General features: G+C 71.7%; 16 protein-coding genes. 8 read left to right on the top strand and 8 right to left on the bottom strand.

Annotated features, from left to right (window positions below):
• Nucleotides 1-185 precede the first annotated feature (185 nt).
• Both G443_RS20810 and G443_RS20805 read left to right on the top strand, forming a co-directional pair.
• Nucleotides 186-746 carry a DUF4352 domain-containing protein gene (locus G443_RS20810; RefSeq protein ID WP_155886145.1) on the top strand — a complete coding sequence of 187 codons (561 nt, stop codon included), beginning with the start codon at nt 186-188 and terminating at the stop codon, nt 744-746.
• 665 nt (nt 747-1,411) lie between these two features.
• A complete protein-coding gene (locus G443_RS20805; RefSeq protein WP_051313996.1) occupies nt 1,412-2,164 on the top strand; it encodes an alpha/beta fold hydrolase in 753 nt (250 codons plus the stop codon).
• Nucleotides 2,165-2,273: 109 nt separating this feature from the next.
• Here G443_RS20805 and G443_RS20800 read toward each other — a convergent pair whose 3' ends face one another.
• From G443_RS20800 to G443_RS20780, 5 genes are all read right to left on the bottom strand, one after another.
• Nucleotides 2,274-2,795 (bottom strand): hypothetical protein, encoded by a 522-nt coding sequence (locus tag G443_RS20800; protein ID WP_035292186.1) that lies wholly within the window; start codon nt 2,793-2,795, stop codon nt 2,274-2,276.
• A 495-nt stretch (nt 2,796-3,290) separates the two neighbouring features.
• Nucleotides 3,291-4,382 carry a mandelate racemase/muconate lactonizing enzyme family protein gene (locus G443_RS20795; protein WP_026419034.1) on the bottom strand — a complete coding sequence of 364 codons (1,092 nt, stop codon included), beginning with the start codon at nt 4,380-4,382 and terminating at the stop codon, nt 3,291-3,293.
• Between the two features lie 53 nt (nt 4,383-4,435).
• A complete protein-coding gene (locus tag G443_RS20790) occupies nt 4,436-5,356 on the bottom strand; it encodes a 5-dehydro-4-deoxyglucarate dehydratase (protein ID WP_026419035.1) in 921 nt (306 codons plus the stop codon).
• Nucleotides 5,357-5,416: 60 nt separating this feature from the next.
• Nucleotides 5,417-6,304 carry an NAD-dependent epimerase/dehydratase family protein gene (locus G443_RS20785; protein WP_026419036.1) on the bottom strand — a complete coding sequence of 296 codons (888 nt, stop codon included), beginning with the start codon at nt 6,302-6,304 and terminating at the stop codon, nt 5,417-5,419.
• A gap of 79 nt (nt 6,305-6,383) precedes the next feature.
• Nucleotides 6,384-7,544 (bottom strand): Gfo/Idh/MocA family protein, encoded by a 1,161-nt coding sequence (locus G443_RS20780; protein ID WP_372492995.1) that lies wholly within the window; start codon nt 7,542-7,544, stop codon nt 6,384-6,386.
• A 298-nt stretch (nt 7,545-7,842) separates the two neighbouring features.
• Between G443_RS20780 and G443_RS20775 the strand changes: the two genes are divergently transcribed.
• Genes G443_RS20775 through G443_RS20755 form a run of 5 tightly spaced genes read left to right on the top strand, consistent with a single transcriptional unit; the run spans nt 7,843 to nt 12,834 of the window.
• Nucleotides 7,843-9,090 (top strand): ABC transporter substrate-binding protein, encoded by a 1,248-nt coding sequence (locus G443_RS20775; RefSeq protein ID WP_026419038.1) that lies wholly within the window; start codon nt 7,843-7,845, stop codon nt 9,088-9,090.
• Nucleotides 9,091-9,149: 59 nt separating this feature from the next.
• Complete coding sequence (locus G443_RS20770) at nt 9,150-10,115, top strand: carbohydrate ABC transporter permease (RefSeq protein ID WP_051313997.1); 966 nt, start codon at nt 9,150-9,152, stop codon at nt 10,113-10,115.
• The gene (locus G443_RS20765; RefSeq protein ID WP_026419040.1) at nt 10,115-11,008 is read left to right on the top strand and encodes a carbohydrate ABC transporter permease; all 894 of its coding nucleotides are present in this window, start codon (nt 10,115-10,117) and stop codon (nt 11,006-11,008) included. The genes G443_RS20770 and G443_RS20765 overlap by 1 nt, the downstream gene beginning before the upstream one ends.
• A gap of 12 nt (nt 11,009-11,020) precedes the next feature.
• Nucleotides 11,021-11,614: a hypothetical protein gene (locus tag G443_RS25605; RefSeq protein ID WP_155886146.1), complete on the top strand. Its 594-nt coding sequence runs from the start codon at nt 11,021-11,023 to the stop codon at nt 11,612-11,614.
• Nucleotides 11,611-12,834 (top strand): Gfo/Idh/MocA family protein, encoded by a 1,224-nt coding sequence (locus G443_RS20755; RefSeq protein ID WP_026419041.1) that lies wholly within the window; start codon nt 11,611-11,613, stop codon nt 12,832-12,834. The genes G443_RS25605 and G443_RS20755 overlap by 4 nt, the downstream gene beginning before the upstream one ends.
• Nucleotides 12,835-12,892: 58 nt before the next feature.
• Here the strand turns inward: G443_RS20755 and G443_RS20750 are convergent, their stop codons facing one another.
• From G443_RS20750 to G443_RS20740, 3 genes are all read right to left on the bottom strand, one after another.
• Nucleotides 12,893-13,765 (bottom strand): MHYT domain-containing protein, encoded by an 873-nt coding sequence (locus G443_RS20750; RefSeq protein ID WP_081715464.1) that lies wholly within the window; start codon nt 13,763-13,765, stop codon nt 12,893-12,895.
• A 196-nt stretch (nt 13,766-13,961) separates the two neighbouring features.
• Nucleotides 13,962-15,272, bottom strand: a complete 1,311-nt coding sequence (locus G443_RS20745; protein WP_026419042.1) for a pectate lyase family protein — start codon at nt 15,270-15,272, stop codon at nt 13,962-13,964.
• A 374-nt stretch (nt 15,273-15,646) separates the two neighbouring features.
• Nucleotides 15,647-16,402 (bottom strand): sugar phosphate isomerase/epimerase family protein, encoded by a 756-nt coding sequence (locus G443_RS20740; protein ID WP_026419043.1) that lies wholly within the window; start codon nt 16,400-16,402, stop codon nt 15,647-15,649.
• Nucleotides 16,403-16,713: 311 nt separating this feature from the next.
• Between G443_RS20740 and lspA the strand changes: the two genes are divergently transcribed.
• Nucleotides 16,714-17,412 (top strand): signal peptidase II, encoded by a 699-nt coding sequence (lspA, locus tag G443_RS20735; protein WP_026419044.1) that lies wholly within the window; start codon nt 16,714-16,716, stop codon nt 17,410-17,412.
• Nucleotide 17,413: the final 1 nt, after the last annotated feature.

Genomic DNA, 17,413 nt, shown 5'->3' with positions numbered 1-17,413 from the left:
CGGCCAAGGACCTGAGGAATCGGTGGCCCCCTCAACAGATCTGCGGACCGGAAGGCGGGAGGTGTATCACCCAGGACTCCGAACTGTCTCGGTTCAGCCACGGCCCGCCGGAACCCGACTCGAACGCGAGACGAATTCCGATACTTCGGATAACCCAGACACCAGCTGTGAGGAAGAACGACACCGTGCGTACCCGACTGACTCCCGTCATCTCCGCCGTCGCCGCGCTGGCCCTGCTCGCGGGCTGCGGCAGCTCGGACGAGGACACCACGCCCGAGACCACCGCCGAGCAGACCGCCGAGGAGGGGGCGGACCAGGCCCAGGAGGCCGCCGCCGAGGAGCCGGCCGGCAACCCGACCTGGGGCGACACCCACGACTTCGACGGCCTGCTGGTCACCTTCTCGGAGCCGAGGGAGCACGAGCCGAGCGAGTACCTCATCCAGGAGATCGACGGCGGCCGCGTCGTGGCCTTCGACATCTCCGTCGAGAACGGCAAGGACGAGGTCTACGACGGAGCGTTGTTCCACACCCAGGCGACCTCCGGGGGCCGGCCGACCGAGGAGCTCTTCGACAGCGGCGGCGGTCTTGACGGCACGGCGATGGGCTTCAGCAGCATCCCCTCCGGCGAGACCGTCACCGTGAGCGCGGGCTGGATCATCCCCGAGGGCAGCAGCGACCTGCGGCTCGAGGTCGCGCCCGAGCTGTTCAGCGACGGCGACCCGGTCTTCTTCGAGGGCGAGGTCTGAGCCTCCCCTCGGCGCGCGGAGGCGGGCACCACCCCGTCTCCGCGCGCCGCCTCCCGCCGGAGGTGGCGCCGCTCGGCGGTGCGCGCATCACGGCTGTCCCCACCGGTCGCGGGGAACCAGAACCACGACGGCAGCCCCCGGCGCCGCCCGAGTGACCACGCCTCGGGCCCTGGCTTCCGCGTCCCGGCGACCCGGCCTCCCTCCACGTCCCCCGCCAGGGCACGGGCGGTCGTCCCGCCGTCCCGAGGCATCTCAGGCCACGCGAGCGGACGCCCGCCTGGCCGCCCCGGTGCCGGCGCTCAGGGGGCTGACGCGTCACGCGACAGGCCCTCCACCACCGCCCGGCTGCCGCCCGCCGGCCCGCCCGCCCCGGGTCGAGACCGGTGCCCCGCACATCAGAGGTGATCCAGCCGCTGCCCGTCCGGTGTGGAGTGATCCCCGGCGAGCTCGGCCCCGGAGCCTCCCACTCGCCCCGCTCGTCGTGTCGGTGCCGGCTCCTACCCTCGCCGACGGCACCGAGGGTGCCGGTCGACGCCCCACCCCCGCCCGGGCCCCGAGGCGTCCGACCGGGGTGGTGAGGACACCTCGGAGCGCACCGCGCGGCCCCGGGTGGCGGTCGGGACCCGACCGACGAGGACGCGGACCACCTTTCCCTGGAGGACGGTTTGGGCCACTACGCGCGGATCGGCGACGTGCTCACCTGGTACGACGACCACGGAGCCGGGGAACCGCTGCTGCTGCTCCACGGCGGGCTCGGTGACTCCCGGGACTTCGACGGCCTGCTCGACGATCTCACCCCGCACTTCCGGGTCCTGCGCCCCGAACGGCGTGGTCACGGCCGGAGCCCCGACGCGCCCGGTCCGACGGGTTACGCGTCGATGGCCGAGGACACCATCCGGTTCCTGGAGGACGTGGTCGGTGGCCCCGCCCACCTCCTGGGCCACGGCGACGGCGGCACGGTGGCGTTGCTGACGGCGATCCGGCGGCCGGACCTGGTGCGGCGCGCGGTCCTGGTCGGGGCGGTGTTCCACCATGAGGGGCTGGTGCCCGAACTCCGCGCGGCGCTCGCCGAGCACGGCGTGGGACAGGTCCCGGCACCGCTCGCCCTGGCGCACGAGGAGGTCTCACCGCACGGCGCGGGGCACGCGCAGGACCTGTGGGAGCGCCTGATGACGATGATGTCGAACGAGCCGGCGCTGCGCCGGGAGGACCTGGCCGGGGCGGACGTGCCCGTGCTGGTGATGAGCGGGGACCGCGACGTCGTGTCCCTGGAGCACTCGGTGGCGCTCTACCGAGGACTGCCCACGGCGTCGTTGGCGATCCTGCCCGAGGCCACCCGATCGCTGATCGCCGAGCACCCGGGGCTGTGCGGGCGGATCGCCGGTGACTTCCTCCGGGGTGCGACCGCGCCCGGGTGACGGAACCGGTCGCCGGTTCGAGGGCCGCCGGTGTCCGGCTCGAGTGCGGCTCGGTCGTCTCGACCGACCCGCACTCCCCACCACCGGATGCCGGTCCTCGGCCCGGGTCTCACAGGGCGGCGGAGACCACCAGCGCACCCAGCAGGACGGACAGCGCGACCATCAGCCCCCGTGTCCGGCTGACGACGTCGCTGAGCAGCCGTCCGACGAAACCGGACACCCCGCCCAGCAGGGCGACGACCACCCCGCCCAGCACGTCGGTGTCGACCGCGTCGAGGACGAACAGCAGGACGACCCCGACGACCGCGCCCAGCGCCGCGAACGCGAGGGACGCGGCGAGGGGACCCCACCGCGCCGTGAGCACCCCCAGCGGCCAGCCGAGCAGCAGGGCCGATGGCAGCAGGAGCGCCGCGAGGACCAGTGCGAACACCGACCAGGCAGTCCAGAAGGCGCCCACGGTCGTCGCCGCCGAAGCCTCGTGCGGTACCACACCGACGAGCGTGGTGACCAGCAGCGAGGACAGCAGCACCGAGGACAGCACTCCCGCGAACAACCGCACCGGTCCCGGAGCGACCGGCGGCGGTTCGAACGTGCGCGTCTCCGGTAACCGTCCCCCAGCGTCGTCCGTCATGACGTCCCCCGGTACCCCGTGTCGGTCGGCCCCCGAGCTGATGGTCCACCTCCGGGGCCGCACCGAACCAGCGCGGATCGATAACGGTTGCGCCCCACCTGGTCGCCGCCCGGCCGACCGCCGTGCGGGGGCTCGCGGTCGTCCGCGGCGACCGGCCGCCGCGTTGGTGAACGGGCTCGGGACGCCGTTCCTTCTCCTGTCCATGCCGCTCAGCCAACCACCCGAAGATCACTACTCCAAGCAGTTGGTCGGACACCGTTAGTAGACGGAGGCGGCGGGCGAAGAGCGCGCGCGGCGATCCCCGACGGGTGCTGGCTGGTCAGCGGGACGCCGACGCGGATCGTGGCGGGCCGTGTGCCGGTCGGGGACCGACCACGGCGCTGCTACGCCCTCAGCGAACACCCCGGGTGCCGGTGCCGACGCGGCGACGGGGGCCACGTCCCACCGGAGGTCACGAGGCCGCGCGGTGCCGCCTGAGCGGGAACGGTCCCCCGCTCAGGCGCCCGACACCCGTTCCATCCGGTCGGTCGCGAAGACCAGGCCGTGCCCGGGGGCGGTGGCGGCCGTCACCGACGGCGCGCTGATCGTCACCCCACTCGGCTCCGCCAGGGCGCCGAGCGCCCCGAAGGACGCCCGGTCGATGTCCTCGACCATGGAGACGAGGGGCACGCAGAGCGCGAGCTGCGCCGACAGTTCCGGCAGCAGGTGGGGAGCCGTGGGAACACCGAAGACCCTGGCCAGCTCCGCGATCCGCAGGAAGGGGGTGATCCCGCCGACGCGCACGGCGTTGGGTTGGGCGAAGTCGACCGCGCCCGCGACGAGCGCGTCCCGGAACTGGTGGACCGTGCGCAGGTTCTCCCCCACCGCGATCCTGGCTCCCGTGTCGGCGCGCAGCCGGCCCAGGCCCGGCAGCTCGTCAGCCAGCAACGGCTCCTCGATCCAGTAGGGGTCGAAACGGGACAGCGCCCGGATCGCCCGCACCGCCGTCGGGTGGTCCCACCGCTGGTTGGCGTCCAGCATCAGCAGGCCACGCTCACCCAGGACGTCCCGGACGGCGGCGACCCGGTCGAGGTCCCGGTCCAGCTCGGGCGACCCGACCTTGATCTTCACCGCGTGGTGGCCGGCCTCGACGAACCGGCGGACCTGGGCGACGAGGTCGTCCCGACCGTAGTGGAGGTTCACCCCGCTGCCGTAGCAGGTCACGGTGTCCCTGCGCCGGCCAACCAGGTCCACCAGGGGCAGACCGGCGCGGCGGCCGACCAGGTCCCAGGCGGCGATGTCGACGGCGGCCAGGGCCATCGTGGTGATCCCTCCGGAACCGCCCTCGTGCAGGTGGTGCCAGAGCCGGTCCCACAGCACCTCCGGGCGGGCCAGGTCCGTGCCGACGAGGGCGTCGCGGATGTCGGTGCGCAGCAAGGCGTCGACGGCCGCCGGGCCGATCCTCGGTGTCCACGCGAAGCCCGTGCCGGTGGACCCGTCCTCGGTGGTCAGGGTCGTCACCACGAGGTACTGGTGGTCGACTCCCGGCCCCCAGGGCCGGTCGAGCGGAACCCGGTAGGTGCGGGTGCCCAGGTCGGTGACACGCATGGTGGGGTCTCCTCGGGAACGTGGTCGGTGGGACGGTCGGCTCGGGCCTCGGGTCAGGACCGGGCGGGCGAGGCCGCTCCGACGATCCCCAGTCCGGTGTCGATCAGCTCGGACAGGGTTCGCAGGTCCTCCTCGGTCGGGGGGACCAACGGCGGGCGGACCGGACCGACGTCGAGGCCCCGCAGCGTCTGACCGGCCTTCACCAGGGCGACCGCGTAGCCGGGCGTGGTGTCCCGCAGCGCGGCGAGCGGCTGGTAGAAGCCGGTCAGCAGTCGGGACACCAGGTCCTCATCCCCGCCCAGGGCGGCGTGGAAGGCCGCCGACACCTCGGGGACGAAGGCGAAGGCCGCCGAGGAGTACAGGTCGACGCCGATGCCCCGGTAGGCGCCCGCGGTCAGCTCGGCGGTCGGGAGGCCGTTGAAGAAGAGGAAGTCCTCCCCCACCGCGTCCCGCACGGCCAGCACGATGGCGTGCAGCCGGTCGAGGTCGCCGACGCCGTCCTTGATGCCCACCACGTTCGGTATCCGCGCCACCTCGACCGCCGAGTCGACGGTGAGCACCGCGTTGCCCCGCTGGTAGAAGACGATGGGCAGCGGGCTGGACTCCGCGACGGTCCGGACGTAGTCGACCAGGCCGCGCTGGGGGGCGTTGACCAGGTAGGGCGGCAGGAGCAGGATCGCCTGGGCCCCGGCGTCGGCCGCGCCGCGCACCTGCTCCCGCGCGGTGGGCAGCGGGCCACCGGCTCCGGCGAACACCGGGATGTCCTCCGGGGTGACCGCCGCCGCCGTCGCCACCACGGTCGCCTGCTCGGCGACCGACAGGGCGTGCACCTCGCCGGTGCCGCAGGCGGCGAACACCGCGCCCGGCCGGTGGGCGAGGCTGCGCCGCAGGTGTTCCGCCAGGACCTCCGTGTCCACCGCGCCCCGTGCGTCGAAGGGGGTGACCGGGAAGAACAGAACCCTGTCGAGCTTCACGACTCTCTCCTGTGCTCGCTCACGTTGTGCGGATCGGTGTTGCCGGCTTCCGGCCGGGACTCAGCGCAGCTCGGTGCGCCAGCTCCTGGCGGCGGTCCAGCCCAGCAGTCGGGCCGCCTTCGCCACGCGGAACGCCGGGGTGTCCCCCGTCAGCGGGGCGGCCACCTCCTCGGGCACGCTGGTGTGCGCGGGGAGCAGGTCGGCCAGCGGTTGCCTGGCGAGCGCGTCGCGGGCCCCCACGAAGAAGGTCTGGCCGGGGGGCAGGTCGTGCGCCCGTTCGAGCAGGACCGCGGTGAACTCCCCGGCGTCCCGGGCGTCGACGTAGTTGAACAGGGACACCGCGCCGAGTTCCGGGCGGTCCAGCCGGTCGTGGATGCGGTGTCCGGTCTGGGTGGGCGCGCCCTCCCACTCCTCCGGCGAGACGACGAAGCAGGGCCGGAAGCAGTGGAAGGCGGCGCGCTCCGGCCACCGGCGGGCGAAGGAACGGGTGATCTCCTCCGCGACGACCTTGGACAGGGCGTAGGAGTTCCACGGGCGCACCGGGGTGTCCTCGTCCAGCGGGAGCCGGTCGGGCTGCCACCCGGCCGGGTTGCCGTAGCCGAGGACCGTCGGGCTGCTGGCGGTCAGCACCGTGCGCACCCCCAGGTCGGTGGCGGCCTGGCACACGTTGAACGCCAGCTGGGTGTTGGTGCGGAAGGTGTCGGGGTCGGTGGCGACGAACGGCACCGGGATGGCCGCCAGGTGCACCACGGCGTCCGGCCGGTACCGACCGAGGGTGGCGTAGCACTCCCCCGTGTCGGTCAGGTCCGCCGTGAACGTCTCCACTCCCACCGGTTGGTCGGGAGCGCGGACCAGGTCGACGCACACCGGCTCGTGGCCCGCGTCCGCCATCGCCCGCACCACGCTGCGGCCCAGCCGGCCACTGCCGCCCGTCACCAGAACCCGCATCCTCGCGCACCTCTCCGTTCGCTGTTGCCCAGGTGTGGTGCCGCCGTTCCGCCGGCGGCCGGCGTCGTCCGACCGACCGTCAGATCCTGATCTCGGTGATCGGCACCCGGCGGCCCTCGGCGGAGGACAGCAGGCCCGCCTCGGCGAGCTGCACACCCCGGGCCCCCGAGAGGAAGTCGTGCGGGAAGGGGGCGTCCTCGACGACGTGCCGGATGAACTGCTCCCACTGCACCTTGAAGCCGTTGTCCAGCTCGGCGTTGTCCGGCACGGTCTGCCACTGCTCCCGGAAGGGCTCGGGCACGGCGATGTCGGGGTTCCACACCGGCTTGGGCGTGATCGCCCGGTGCTGGACGCGGCACTCCCGGAGTCCGGCGACGGCGCTGCCCTCGGTGCCGTCGACCTGGAACTCCACCAGCTCGTCCCGGTTGACCCGCACGCACCAGGAGGAGTTGATCTGGGCGATGACCCCGCCGGCGAGTTCGAAGATGCCGTAGGCGGCGTCGTCCGCGGTGGCCTCGTACGCCTTGCCCTGCTCGTCCCAGCGGCGGTCGACGTGGGTGACGGCCTTCGCGGTGACCGCCTCGACGGAGCCGAACAGCGCCTCCAGCACGTAGTGCCAGTGCGGGAACATGTCGACGATGATCCCGCCGCCGTCCTCGGCGCGGTAGTTCCAGCTCGGCCGCTGGGCGGGCTGCCAGTCACCCTCGTACACCCAGTACCCGAACTCGCCCCGGACCGACAGGATGCGACCGAAGAAGCCGCCGTCGATCAGCCGCTTGAGCTTGAGCAGGCCCGGCAGGAACAGCTTGTCCTGCACGACCCCCGTCTTCACCCCGGCGTCCCTGGCCACCCTGGCCAGCTCGACCGCGCCCTCCAGGGAGGTGGCGGTGGGCTTCTCCGCGTAGATGTGCTTGCCGGCCTTGACCGCCCGCAGCACCGCGGACTCGCGGGCGCTGGTGACCTGGGAGTCGAAGTAGATCGACACCGACTCGTCGGCGAGCACCTCGTCGAGGTCGGTCGTCCACCGGTTCAGGGAGTGCCGGTCCGCGAGTTCGCGCAGCTTCCGCTCGTTGCGGCCGACGAGGACCGGCTCGGGGAGGACGCGGGTCCCGTCGGACAGCTGGACCCCGCCCTCCTCCCGGATGGCCAGGATCGACCGCAGCAGGTGCTGGCGGTAGCCCATGCGGCCGGTGACCCCGTTCATCGCGATTGTCAGCACGTGACTGTCCATGAGTTCCATACCTCTCACACAGGGAAAGCGCTTTCCACCGTAACCGTAGTGCCGCCTCGCCGCCAAGGCCCTCCGTTCATCCCCGACCGACGCCCCCTTGACCAGAGCCCGCCGTTCGAGTGTCCTGTTCCGGTCATGTGATTGACACCACGAACAACGCTCCCTAGTTTTCGGTAAACGTTTTCCACTGCGCCGTGGGGCTCGGTGGAAACGCCGCTACGTCCCAGGAGGCCAGGCTGGCCTCTACGTCCCAGGAGGCCAGGAGATGGGTGTGCAAGGAAGCTCCCCATGGCGCAGAGGGCTCACGGTGTTATCGGCGCTCACGGTCCTCGGCGCTGTCGGAGCCTGCGGCGGCACGAACGACGGCGGCGACGGCGACGTCACGATCCGCTTCACGTGGTGGGGCAGTGACGACAGGGCACGGCTCACCGAGGAGGCGGTGGCGCTCTTCGAGGAGCGCAACCCCGGAATCGACGTCGTGACCTCATACTCCGCCTTCGACGGCTACTTCGAGAAACTCGCGACGGAGACCGCGGGCGGCAACCCGCCCGACGTGATCCAGATGGATTACGCGTACCTGCGGGAGTACGCGGACCGCGGGGTGCTGGCGGACCTCAACGAGTTCGGCGAGGACCAGCTCGGCACCGAGGAGATCACCCCCCTGCTCGCCACGTCCGGCGAGATCGACGGCGCGCTCTACGCGCTGCCGATGGGGCAGAACACGCACACCTTCGCCTACGACGTCGAACGCTGGACCGAGACCGGCGTCGACCTCCCCGAACCGGGCTGGACCTGGGAGGACTGGTTCGACGCCTCCCTCGAACTCGCCGATGCCACCGACGGCGAGAGCGTCGGGCTCACCGACTTCGGCTGGTCCTGGGAGACCTTCCAGGTGTGGTTGCGGCAGCAGGACAAGGACCTCTACACCGAGGACGCCGAGCTCGCCTTCGAGCGCGCCGACGTCGTGGAGTACATGGAGCTGCTCGACCGCTTCCGCTCCGAGGGAGCCTCCACCGAGGGTTCGGTGACCGCGCAGATCGACGGAGCCGTGGAGAACTCCCCGGTCTCGCGTGGCCTGGCGTTCGCCGACTTCAGCTGGGACAGCACCGTTCCCAGCTTCTTCTCCGTGCTCGGAAGGCCGGTCGCGCTCGCCCCCATGCCGAGGATCGGCGAGCGGGTCGGCCAGTTCGCCAAACCCGCGATGCTCGTGAGCGTCGCCGAGGGCAGCGAGCACAAGGAGGCCGCCGCCGCGCTCGTCGACTTCCTCCTCAACGACGAGGACGCCGGCAAGATCCAGGGCACGACCCGGGGCATGCCGGTGAACGAGTCGGTCCGCGAGGCGGTCGGCGCCGAGTTGGAGGGTGCCGACGAGGTCGTCTACGAGTACGAGGAGCTGCTCGCCGACGAGCTGGAGGAGACCCCGCCACCGCCCCCGCCCGGCAACAGCACGCTGAAGCGGGAGTGGGAACGGCTGAACCAGGTGGTCGCGTTCGGACAGATCAGCATTGACGAAGCCGCGGACCAGTTCCTCAACCGAGCACAACAGGAGCTCTGACGCGAGTCAGTTGGCGGGGGTGCCCGGTGAGCCGGGCACCCCCTGGGATAGGTGAACACATGGTCGCTCAACAAGTCGAAGCAGTGACGTCGCCCCCGCCGCAGGAGAGCAAGCGGGACCAGGCACGTCGCAAGAGGAACGCGAAAGGGCAGACGGGCGTCGCCTACCTGTTCCTCACGCCCTGGATGATCGGGGCGCTGCTGCTCACCGTGGGGCCGATGGTGGCCTCGCTGTACCTCTCCTTCACGAACTACAACCTGTTCACCGCCCCGGAATGGGTCGGCCTGGACAACTACGTCCGGTTGTTCACCGAGGACGACAGGTTCCTCAGCTCGGTGTCGGTGACCCTGCGCTACGTCCTGCTGTCGGCGCCGCTGAAGCTGGCCGCGGCCCTCGCCGTCGCCATGCTGCTCAACCGCCCGCGCAAGGGCCAGGGCTTCTACCGATCCGCCTTCTACGCGCCCTCCCTGCTGGGTGCCAGCGTCGCGATCGCCCTCGTCTGGCGGGCGCTGTTCACCGACAGCGGGACGGTCGACACCCTGCTCCAGAAGGTGGGCATCAACACCGGCGGCTGGATCAACCAGCCCCAGTACGCGACCATCGTGATCGTCATCCTGGCCGTGTGGCAGTTCGGCGCGCCCATGGTCATCTTCCTCGCGGGCCTCAAGCAGATCCCGCAGGACCTCTACGACGCGGCCGCCGTGGACGGCGCGAGCAAGTGGAAGACCTTCACCTCGGTGACGCTCCCCATGCTCACGCCGGTGGTGTTCTTCAACCTGGTCATGGAGATCATCAACTCGTTCCAGGCCTTCACCGGGGCGTTCGTCGTCAGCAACGGGCAGGGTGGCCCGGCCGACTCCACCCTCTTCTACACCCTGTACCTGTACCAGCGTGGCTTCTCCGACTTCCAGATGGGATACGCCTCGGCCATGGCGTGGCTCCTGCTGCTGGTGATCGCTCTGGTGACCGGCCTGCTCTTCTGGAGCTCCGGCCGGTGGGTGTTCTACAGCGGAGAGGACAAGTGATGAGCACCGCGACCGTGACACCTCCGAAGCAGGCCGCGACGCCAACCCCGAAGGCGAGGACCGGTCGTTGGCGGCCCGTCGTCTGGCACGTCATCGTCACCGCGATCGTGCTGCTCCTGCTCTACCCGATCATCTGGCTGGTGGCGGCGTCGTTCAAACCGGCCGACGAGGTCGTGACGAGCCTGAGCATCCTGCCGAACAACCCCACCCTGGAGAACTACACGGCGGCCTTCGACGGGATCGCCGGCGTCAGCTTCTGGTCCTACCTGGGGAACTCGCTGTTCGTCGCCATCGGCTCGGTGGCCGGCAACGTCGTGTCCTGCGTGCTGGCCGCCTACGCCTTCGCGCGGCTGCGGTTCCGGATGCGCGGCCTGATGTTCGCGTTCATGATCGGCACCATCATGCTGCCGTACCACGTGGTGCTGATCCCGCAGTACATCATCTTCCAGCAGATGGGGATGGTGGACAGCTTCTGGCCGCTGATCCTGCCCAAGTTCCTCGCCACCGAGGCGTTCTTCGTCTTCCTCATCATCCAGTTCATGCGGGGCCTGCCCAGGGAACTGGACGAGGCGGCGCGGATCGACGGCTGCGGACCGATCCGGATCTTCTTCCACATCATCCTGCCGCTGGTGCGACCCGCCCTGATCACCACGGCGATCTTCACCTTCATCTGGACCTGGAACGACTTCTTCAGCCAGCTCATCTACCTGAGCACGCCGAGCAACTACACGCTCCCGCTCGCGCTTCGGCTGTTCATCGACCAGACCAGCGTCTCCGCCTACGGACCGATGTTCGCCATGTCGGTGCTCACCCTGATCCCGATCGGGCTGTTCTTCCTGGCGTTCCAGCGGTTCCTGGTGCAGGGTGTGTCCACCACCGGACTCAAGGGCTGAGAGGTGATGGCGGTGTCCTCCAAGACCCGGGCGCCCGAGAACCGGACGACCGTGGTGGGAGAGCGGTTCGCGTTGTTCGCGGACTGCCTCTACCTCGGCCTGCTGGTGCTGGTCTCCTCACTCCCGCTGGTCACCGCGTACGCGGCGATCACCGCGGGGAGCGGGCTGCTGCGCCAACGGGTCCGCGAGGACACCTCCTTCACCATCGGCGGCTACTTCGCCCGGCTGCTGGCGGTCATCCGCCACCAGTGGCTGGTCCTGGTCGCCCCCCTCGGGTTGGCCCTGCTGCTCGGCGTCAACGCCGTCGCGGTGGCCTCCGGCGCCCCGGGCGCCGACGTGGTGGAACCGGTGTTGTGGCTGATCGGCGCGGCCCTGCTCGTCGTCGGGCTGCGGGCCGCGGTGCTGTGGACGCCGGACACCGGCTGGCGGGAGACCGTGGAGGCCGCCGGTACCGCGACCGTCCGCGACCCGGTGGGCAGCCTGCTGCTGCTCGGCGCGGCCTTCGCGTGCTACGTGATCGCCGGGCAGACGCTCATGCTCGTCCCGCTGGTGTGCGGGTTGTTGGTCTTCGCCGCCGTGGCGGTGACCGGAAGGGAACACGGGTGACCACCCCGACTCGCGTACTCCAGGTGGGCGCGCACGGCTACGGCCGGGTCCACCTCGACAACATCGCCGCGCTCGGCGAGAGCGGCCTGGTCCGGCTGGTGGGGCTGTGCGACCCGGTGCCGCCGGCCCCCGAGACCCTCGCGGCCTTCGACGGGGTCCCGGTGTCACCGGAGCTGGACGCGCTGCTCGCCGAACAGCGCCCCGACGTCACGATCGTGGCCACCCCGATCCACACCCACCTGCCGCTCGCCGTCACGGCGCTGCGCGCCGGCTCCCACGTCCTGCTGGAGAAACCGCCCACGCCGACCCTGGCGGACTTCGAGACGCTCCTCGCGGTCTCCGAGGAGACCGACCGGCGGTGCCAGATCGGCTTCCAGAGCCTGGGTTCGGCGGCGTTGGCCGAGGCGGTCGACCTGGTCGGCTCCGGGACGATCGGTGGGTTGCTCGGCATCGGCGCGGCCGGCACCTGGATCCGGGACACCGCCTACTACCAGCGGGCGCCCTGGGCGGGCCGGATGGTGCTCGACGGACGTCCGGTCACCGACGGCGCCCTCACCAACGCCTTCGCCCACGCCGTGGCCTCCGCGCTCCGCCTCGGCGGAGCCGAGCGGGCCGGCGACGTGCGCCGGGTGGAACTGGAGCGCTTCCACGCCCACCCCATCGAGGGTGACGACACCGCGTGCGTCCGGCTGACCAGGTCGGACGGCCTGCCGATCGTCGTCGCGGTCACCGTGTGCGCGGAGCGCACCCGCGACCCGTACCTGATCCTGCACGGCGAGTCCGGGCGCATCACCGTCTGGTACACCCGGGACCAGCTGCTGGTCGAGACGGGGAGCGCCTTCCCCGGCGCCCGGCCCGTCACCGACGACGCCCAGTCCCGCGCGCGGGTGCTGTCCCGCACCAACCTGCTGGCCAACCTCGTCGACCACCTCGCCGACCCGTCGGTCCCGCTGCTCTCCCCCTCGGCCGGCAGCCACACCTTCATGCGGGCGATGGAGGAGATCCGGCTCGACGGGCCGGCCAGGGCGATCGACCCCCGGTACTACCGCGAGGAGGGCACCGGCCAGCGGTGGCGCCCGATCATCGACGGGGTGGACACGGTCGTCGCCAGGTCGGCCGCCGAGCTGCGGCTCTTCTCCGAGCTCGGTGCTCCCTGGGCGGCCGGTTCCCCCCGGGACACCACGCTGCCCACCCGGCAGGGGGTCTCCTCACCGAGCTAGGCGCCGTGCTCCGGAAGGCGACCGGGAGCGGGGCCCGCCGGTCAGGGGCGCGTGCGGCTCACCGGTCGTCCTCCGTCGCCCGTTCCCCGTCCCGGCTCGGCCCGGACGAACCCCGGCCGGAGCCCAGCACCTCCGCCCACGGGTCCGCACCGGACCGCTCGGCCAGCCGGGCGAGCACCCGCCGCTCCTCCTGCTCCTCGCGGGCGTTCGGGGCGGTGACGACGAGGATCAACGCCACCACCGTGACGACGCTCAGCACGAGCAGCAGCGGCTCACCGAGGTCGGACGAGACAGTGCCGGGCAGTGGCCCGGTCGCCTCGGTGAGCTCCGCGCTGGTGCCCGCGATCACCAGGTAGTGCATCCCGCAGACCGCCGCGGCCTGGCAGATCGCTGCGATCGTGACGAAGACCCGGCCCTGTTGCGCCACCGAGGTCCACAGCGCGATGACGGACCCGGACAGCGCGACCACCACCGCCGCGCCGAGCACGGCGCGATCGAAGGTGAGGTCCGCGTGCATGCGCAACGCCGCCATCGAGCCGTAGTGCATCGCGGCGACGCCCAGACCCACGACCGTGCCCGCCAGGACGGCGCGGACACCGAGCGGTGCCCGCCCTCCCCCGGCCAGGATGGCCAGGCCGAACCCGCTCGCGACGACCGCCACGCCGACGCTGAGCAACGTCAGCGGCCCGTCGTGCCGAATGGGTGTTCCGACGACCGCGAAACCCAGCATCGCCACGAAGTGGGCGGCCCAGGCCCCGGTGCCGCCCAACGCGAACGCTCCCAGCACGACCCATCTGGCCCGGGAGAACGCGGTCGGCCCGCGCCGCGCCCGTTTCAGCGACAACACTCCCAGCAGACAACCGACGAAACACATTCCGACGGCGAGCAACGGGAAAAGGGGGCCTTCGGAGAACGGGTCAATCTCAGCCACGGAAGAACCTTCCTTCACGCTTCGACACCTGCGCGCCCGAAAGAAGGATTACCGGACAACCGACCCCGCGACACGGGAACGGGGGAAATTCCGGTCGTTCCGGGGAGGAAACAACACTGCTGGCGGTACGTCCCGGTGGTCCCGACGACGTCCGGTCTCGCGGACGCCGCCGGGAGGGACGTGACCGGTGGGGGCGTCAGCCGACCCGGCCGGCACCGGCGCGGGCCGGGACCAGTCCGGGAACGGCCGAGGCCGGGTGGATCCGTTCGTGCCAACGCGGGACCCAGCCCACGTCGGCGGACAGTTCCGAGCCGTGCGCGAGGTTGTGCTCGGCACGGAGGTCGACGCGGCGGCGTCCGTCCTGGTCCTCCACCACGTCGCCACGCGTGCGGATGGCGGTGCCGCCCCAGTCGTAGACGACGTCGCCGGCGGTGAAGCGCTCACCCAACCGGAAGTAGTTGTTGTCCGTTACCACCTTCGACTCCACCCCGACACCGACGTGGTACCCGAGGCCGTCGATCGACTCGTAGTAGTTGTTGTAGACGTGCACCTGCCCGAACCGGACCCGGGGCGAACGCTCCAGCGTCTCGGAGAAGACGTTGTGGTGCAGGGTGATCCGGAGCTTCCCCCGATCCTCGAAGCGGCTGTTCGAGTTGCCGATCAGCATGGTCTTGTCGTGGTCCCGGAAGACGTTCCAGGACACCGTCACCAGGTCGGTCTCCCGCACCATGTCGAGCAGGCCGTCATGCCACTGGTAGGGGCGGCCGAAGTACCACGGCTGCGAACTGTCGGGGTACCGACCGTCGTGGAAGGTGTTGTGGTCGACCCAGACGTGGGTGGCGCCGTGCAGCTCGACGGCGTCGTACTCCGAGTTCCACTCCCCCGCCTCGTTGTCGGTGGGGTCCCAGGCCGGGAAGCAGTCGACCGGCGCCTCGAAGGTGATGTTGCGGATGATGACGTTGTCCGCGTCCCGCACCGAGAGGTTGAGCCCCCGGATCTCGGCGTCCGCGCCCAGGCCGACGAGGGTGGTGTTCGAACCGACCCGGACCTGGATGTGGTCCCGCTGGTTGCGCATCGACCGGTCGCGGGCGTCCTCCAGCGGACCGTGCGGCTCCTCCTCGTAGCCCCAGTGCTCCGGGTCGTAGGCGGCGAGGTAGTCATCGAGGGAGTAGTCGGGGTCGGCGAAGTCCGCGCAGCTCAGCGGCGTTCCGTCGTCCGCCTCGTGCCCCTCGATGGCCCCGTCCACGTAGATGATCTTCGGGGTGGGGCTGCCGCCGTCGAGCGCGGCGACCAGCTCGGCGCGGTTGCCCACGTGGAACACCGCGTCGTCCTCGGCCGCGGCACCACCGGTGGTTCCCCCCTCGGCGGCCGCCCAGCCGTCGCGCTCACCGAGCACCTGCCGACCGAGGTCGGGTGCCCCGGTGGTCGTGGTGTCGGCGACCGCGACGGGGGCGGCCAACGCGGCCGTGGCGATGACCGCTCCCGTCAGAACAATGGATCTTCGCACCCTGCGCTCCTTTGCGACCTCGGCTGCGGACCGTCTCCAGCCGCGCCGAACGAACATCCGGCACGGTTTCGGGACTCCTGCGGAGAACGCGAGTGCCCCGGGTCCTGACAGTCGAAAATAGTGCGGGAATCCGGGAAGTCAACGGTTTCCGGCAAGGTTGGGAAAACGCTTACTCGAAGCGCCGGAACCACCCCACGAGAGCCCTTCCCCTTCCGCCGAACAGCGGTACCGCAGCACCGCGAACACCCTTTCCACGGCCCGAACCCCGCCAGCCGGCGCGGGGAATTCCGGCGGTGGACCTCGAACGCCGCACCGGGCCGGGGCCGGCCTCCCCCGCCCGCATCGACCCGGCCCCTCCGGCGGCCCGGCACCGCTCAGCGCAGCCACTCCAGGAGGGTCGCGGCGTCCCGGGCGAAGGCCGCCGGCGAGTCGTCCCGCACGAACTCCAGCAGCACGTGCCGCCGGGGTCCACCCGCCAACCGCTCGAGCACGGGAACCCAGTGGTCGGCCCGCTCGGCGAGCGGCAGCCGGTCGTGGAAGCCCCCCGGGCCCCAGGAGAACACGTGCGCGCCGTCGATCCGGTCCGACAGCGCCTCGATCTCCCGCACCGAGACCGCCGGGTCCGGCTCCGCGCCCGGCTGCCAGTAGGAGCGGACCTCAGCCGGGTCGAGCTCGTCGAACAGCCGTCGCGCTGACCCCGGGTCGTCGGTCAGGGTCCCGGGGTGGTACTCCACCACCACCCGGATCCCCCGGGCGGCCGCCACCTCACCGCACCGCCGGAGGTCGTCGACCACGGCCGCGCGCCGCTCCGAGTCCACCTCGGCCGAGCCCGCCACCCCGGCCCACACCCGGATCGCGGGAGCCCCCAGTTCCTCGGCCGTCGCCACGACCCGGGCGAACTCGCCCGGGTCGGTGTCACCAGCGCGGTAGTAGGAGCCGTACGCCTCGACCTCCAGCCCGGCGTCCGCGCACCGCGCCCTGGCGTCGACCGCCCGGTCGAAGGCGCCGACGGGGACGTGGACGTCACCACCCCAGTGCACCGCCGACAAGCCGTTCGCCGCCGCGAGATCCACGATCTCGGGCACGCCGAGCGACCGGAAGGTGACCGACACCAGACCTGGTACGAGCACGAGCGACTCCCTGAATCCGGCCCCGCCCCGCCGGAGGCGGGAACGACGGGACGACGACCAACCGTCCGGAGCACCCTAACGAGCCACCCGCCCGACGCCGGGCGTTCCGGCCCGGCCGGAACGGGCCCCTCGGCCGGCGACCACCCGTCCGACGGACACCACTCGACGTCGGACGCGGGTCGCCCCGGTGCGGCGGGTGCGCTTCACCCCACCGGCACCAGAGGGCATGTCCCATATATTCGACGCTGTCCGGCTTCCCCGCCGGCGGGGGCGCCAGCCCCGAACCGACCTTCGAAGGGAGCGGCGCCCCGATGAGCGCAGCCGACGCGACGGACACCGCCGAGGGCACCGTCGGCACCGACCCAGCACCCGCCGTGACCGGACCGGCCGTGCGCACCGGCGCCCTCCTCGTCGCGGTCACCGTCGTCCTGGGCATCGCCCTCGACCAGCTCACCAAGTGGTGGGCCCTCGAGGCCCTCGGCGACGGCACGGTCATCCCGCTGCTGCCGACCACCAGCTTCCGGTTGGTCTTCAACCCCGGGGTGGCCTTCGGCATGGGCAGCGAGATCGGCCCCGCGCTGACGGTCGTGCTGATCGGAGTGGTGCTGTTCCTCATCGGCTGGCTGGTCATGCACGTCCGCAGGCGGGAGGGCCTGGCGAACCAGCTGCTGCTGGCCGTCGTGGTCGCCGGTGCCTGCGGAAACCTCGCCGACCGGCTGTTCCGCGCCGAGGACGGCCCGCTCACCGGTCACGTCGTCGACTTCATCGCCGTGGACTGGTTCGCGGTCTTCAACGTCGCGGACATCTTCACCACCTGCGGTGTGCTGGCCTTCGCGGTGCTCGTCTTCTGGCAGGAGGGCCGTCGGCCGGCCGACGGCGAAGCCGAGGGGGATGGCACGAGCGGAACCGGGACCGCCGCCAGGGGTGACGCGGACGGCACCCCGCCTCCCGCCACCCCCGCTCCCGGCGCGGAGCGGTCCGCCCTGGGGGGCTCGGCGAGCACGGACTGAC

The organism is Actinoalloteichus caeruleus DSM 43889 (assembly GCF_000429185.2).
Lineage (GTDB): Bacteria > Actinomycetota > Actinomycetes > Mycobacteriales > Pseudonocardiaceae > Actinoalloteichus_B > Actinoalloteichus_B caeruleus.
The sequence above is the reverse complement of the archived record's forward strand: the minus strand, read 5'-3'. Positions and strand labels throughout refer to the sequence as shown.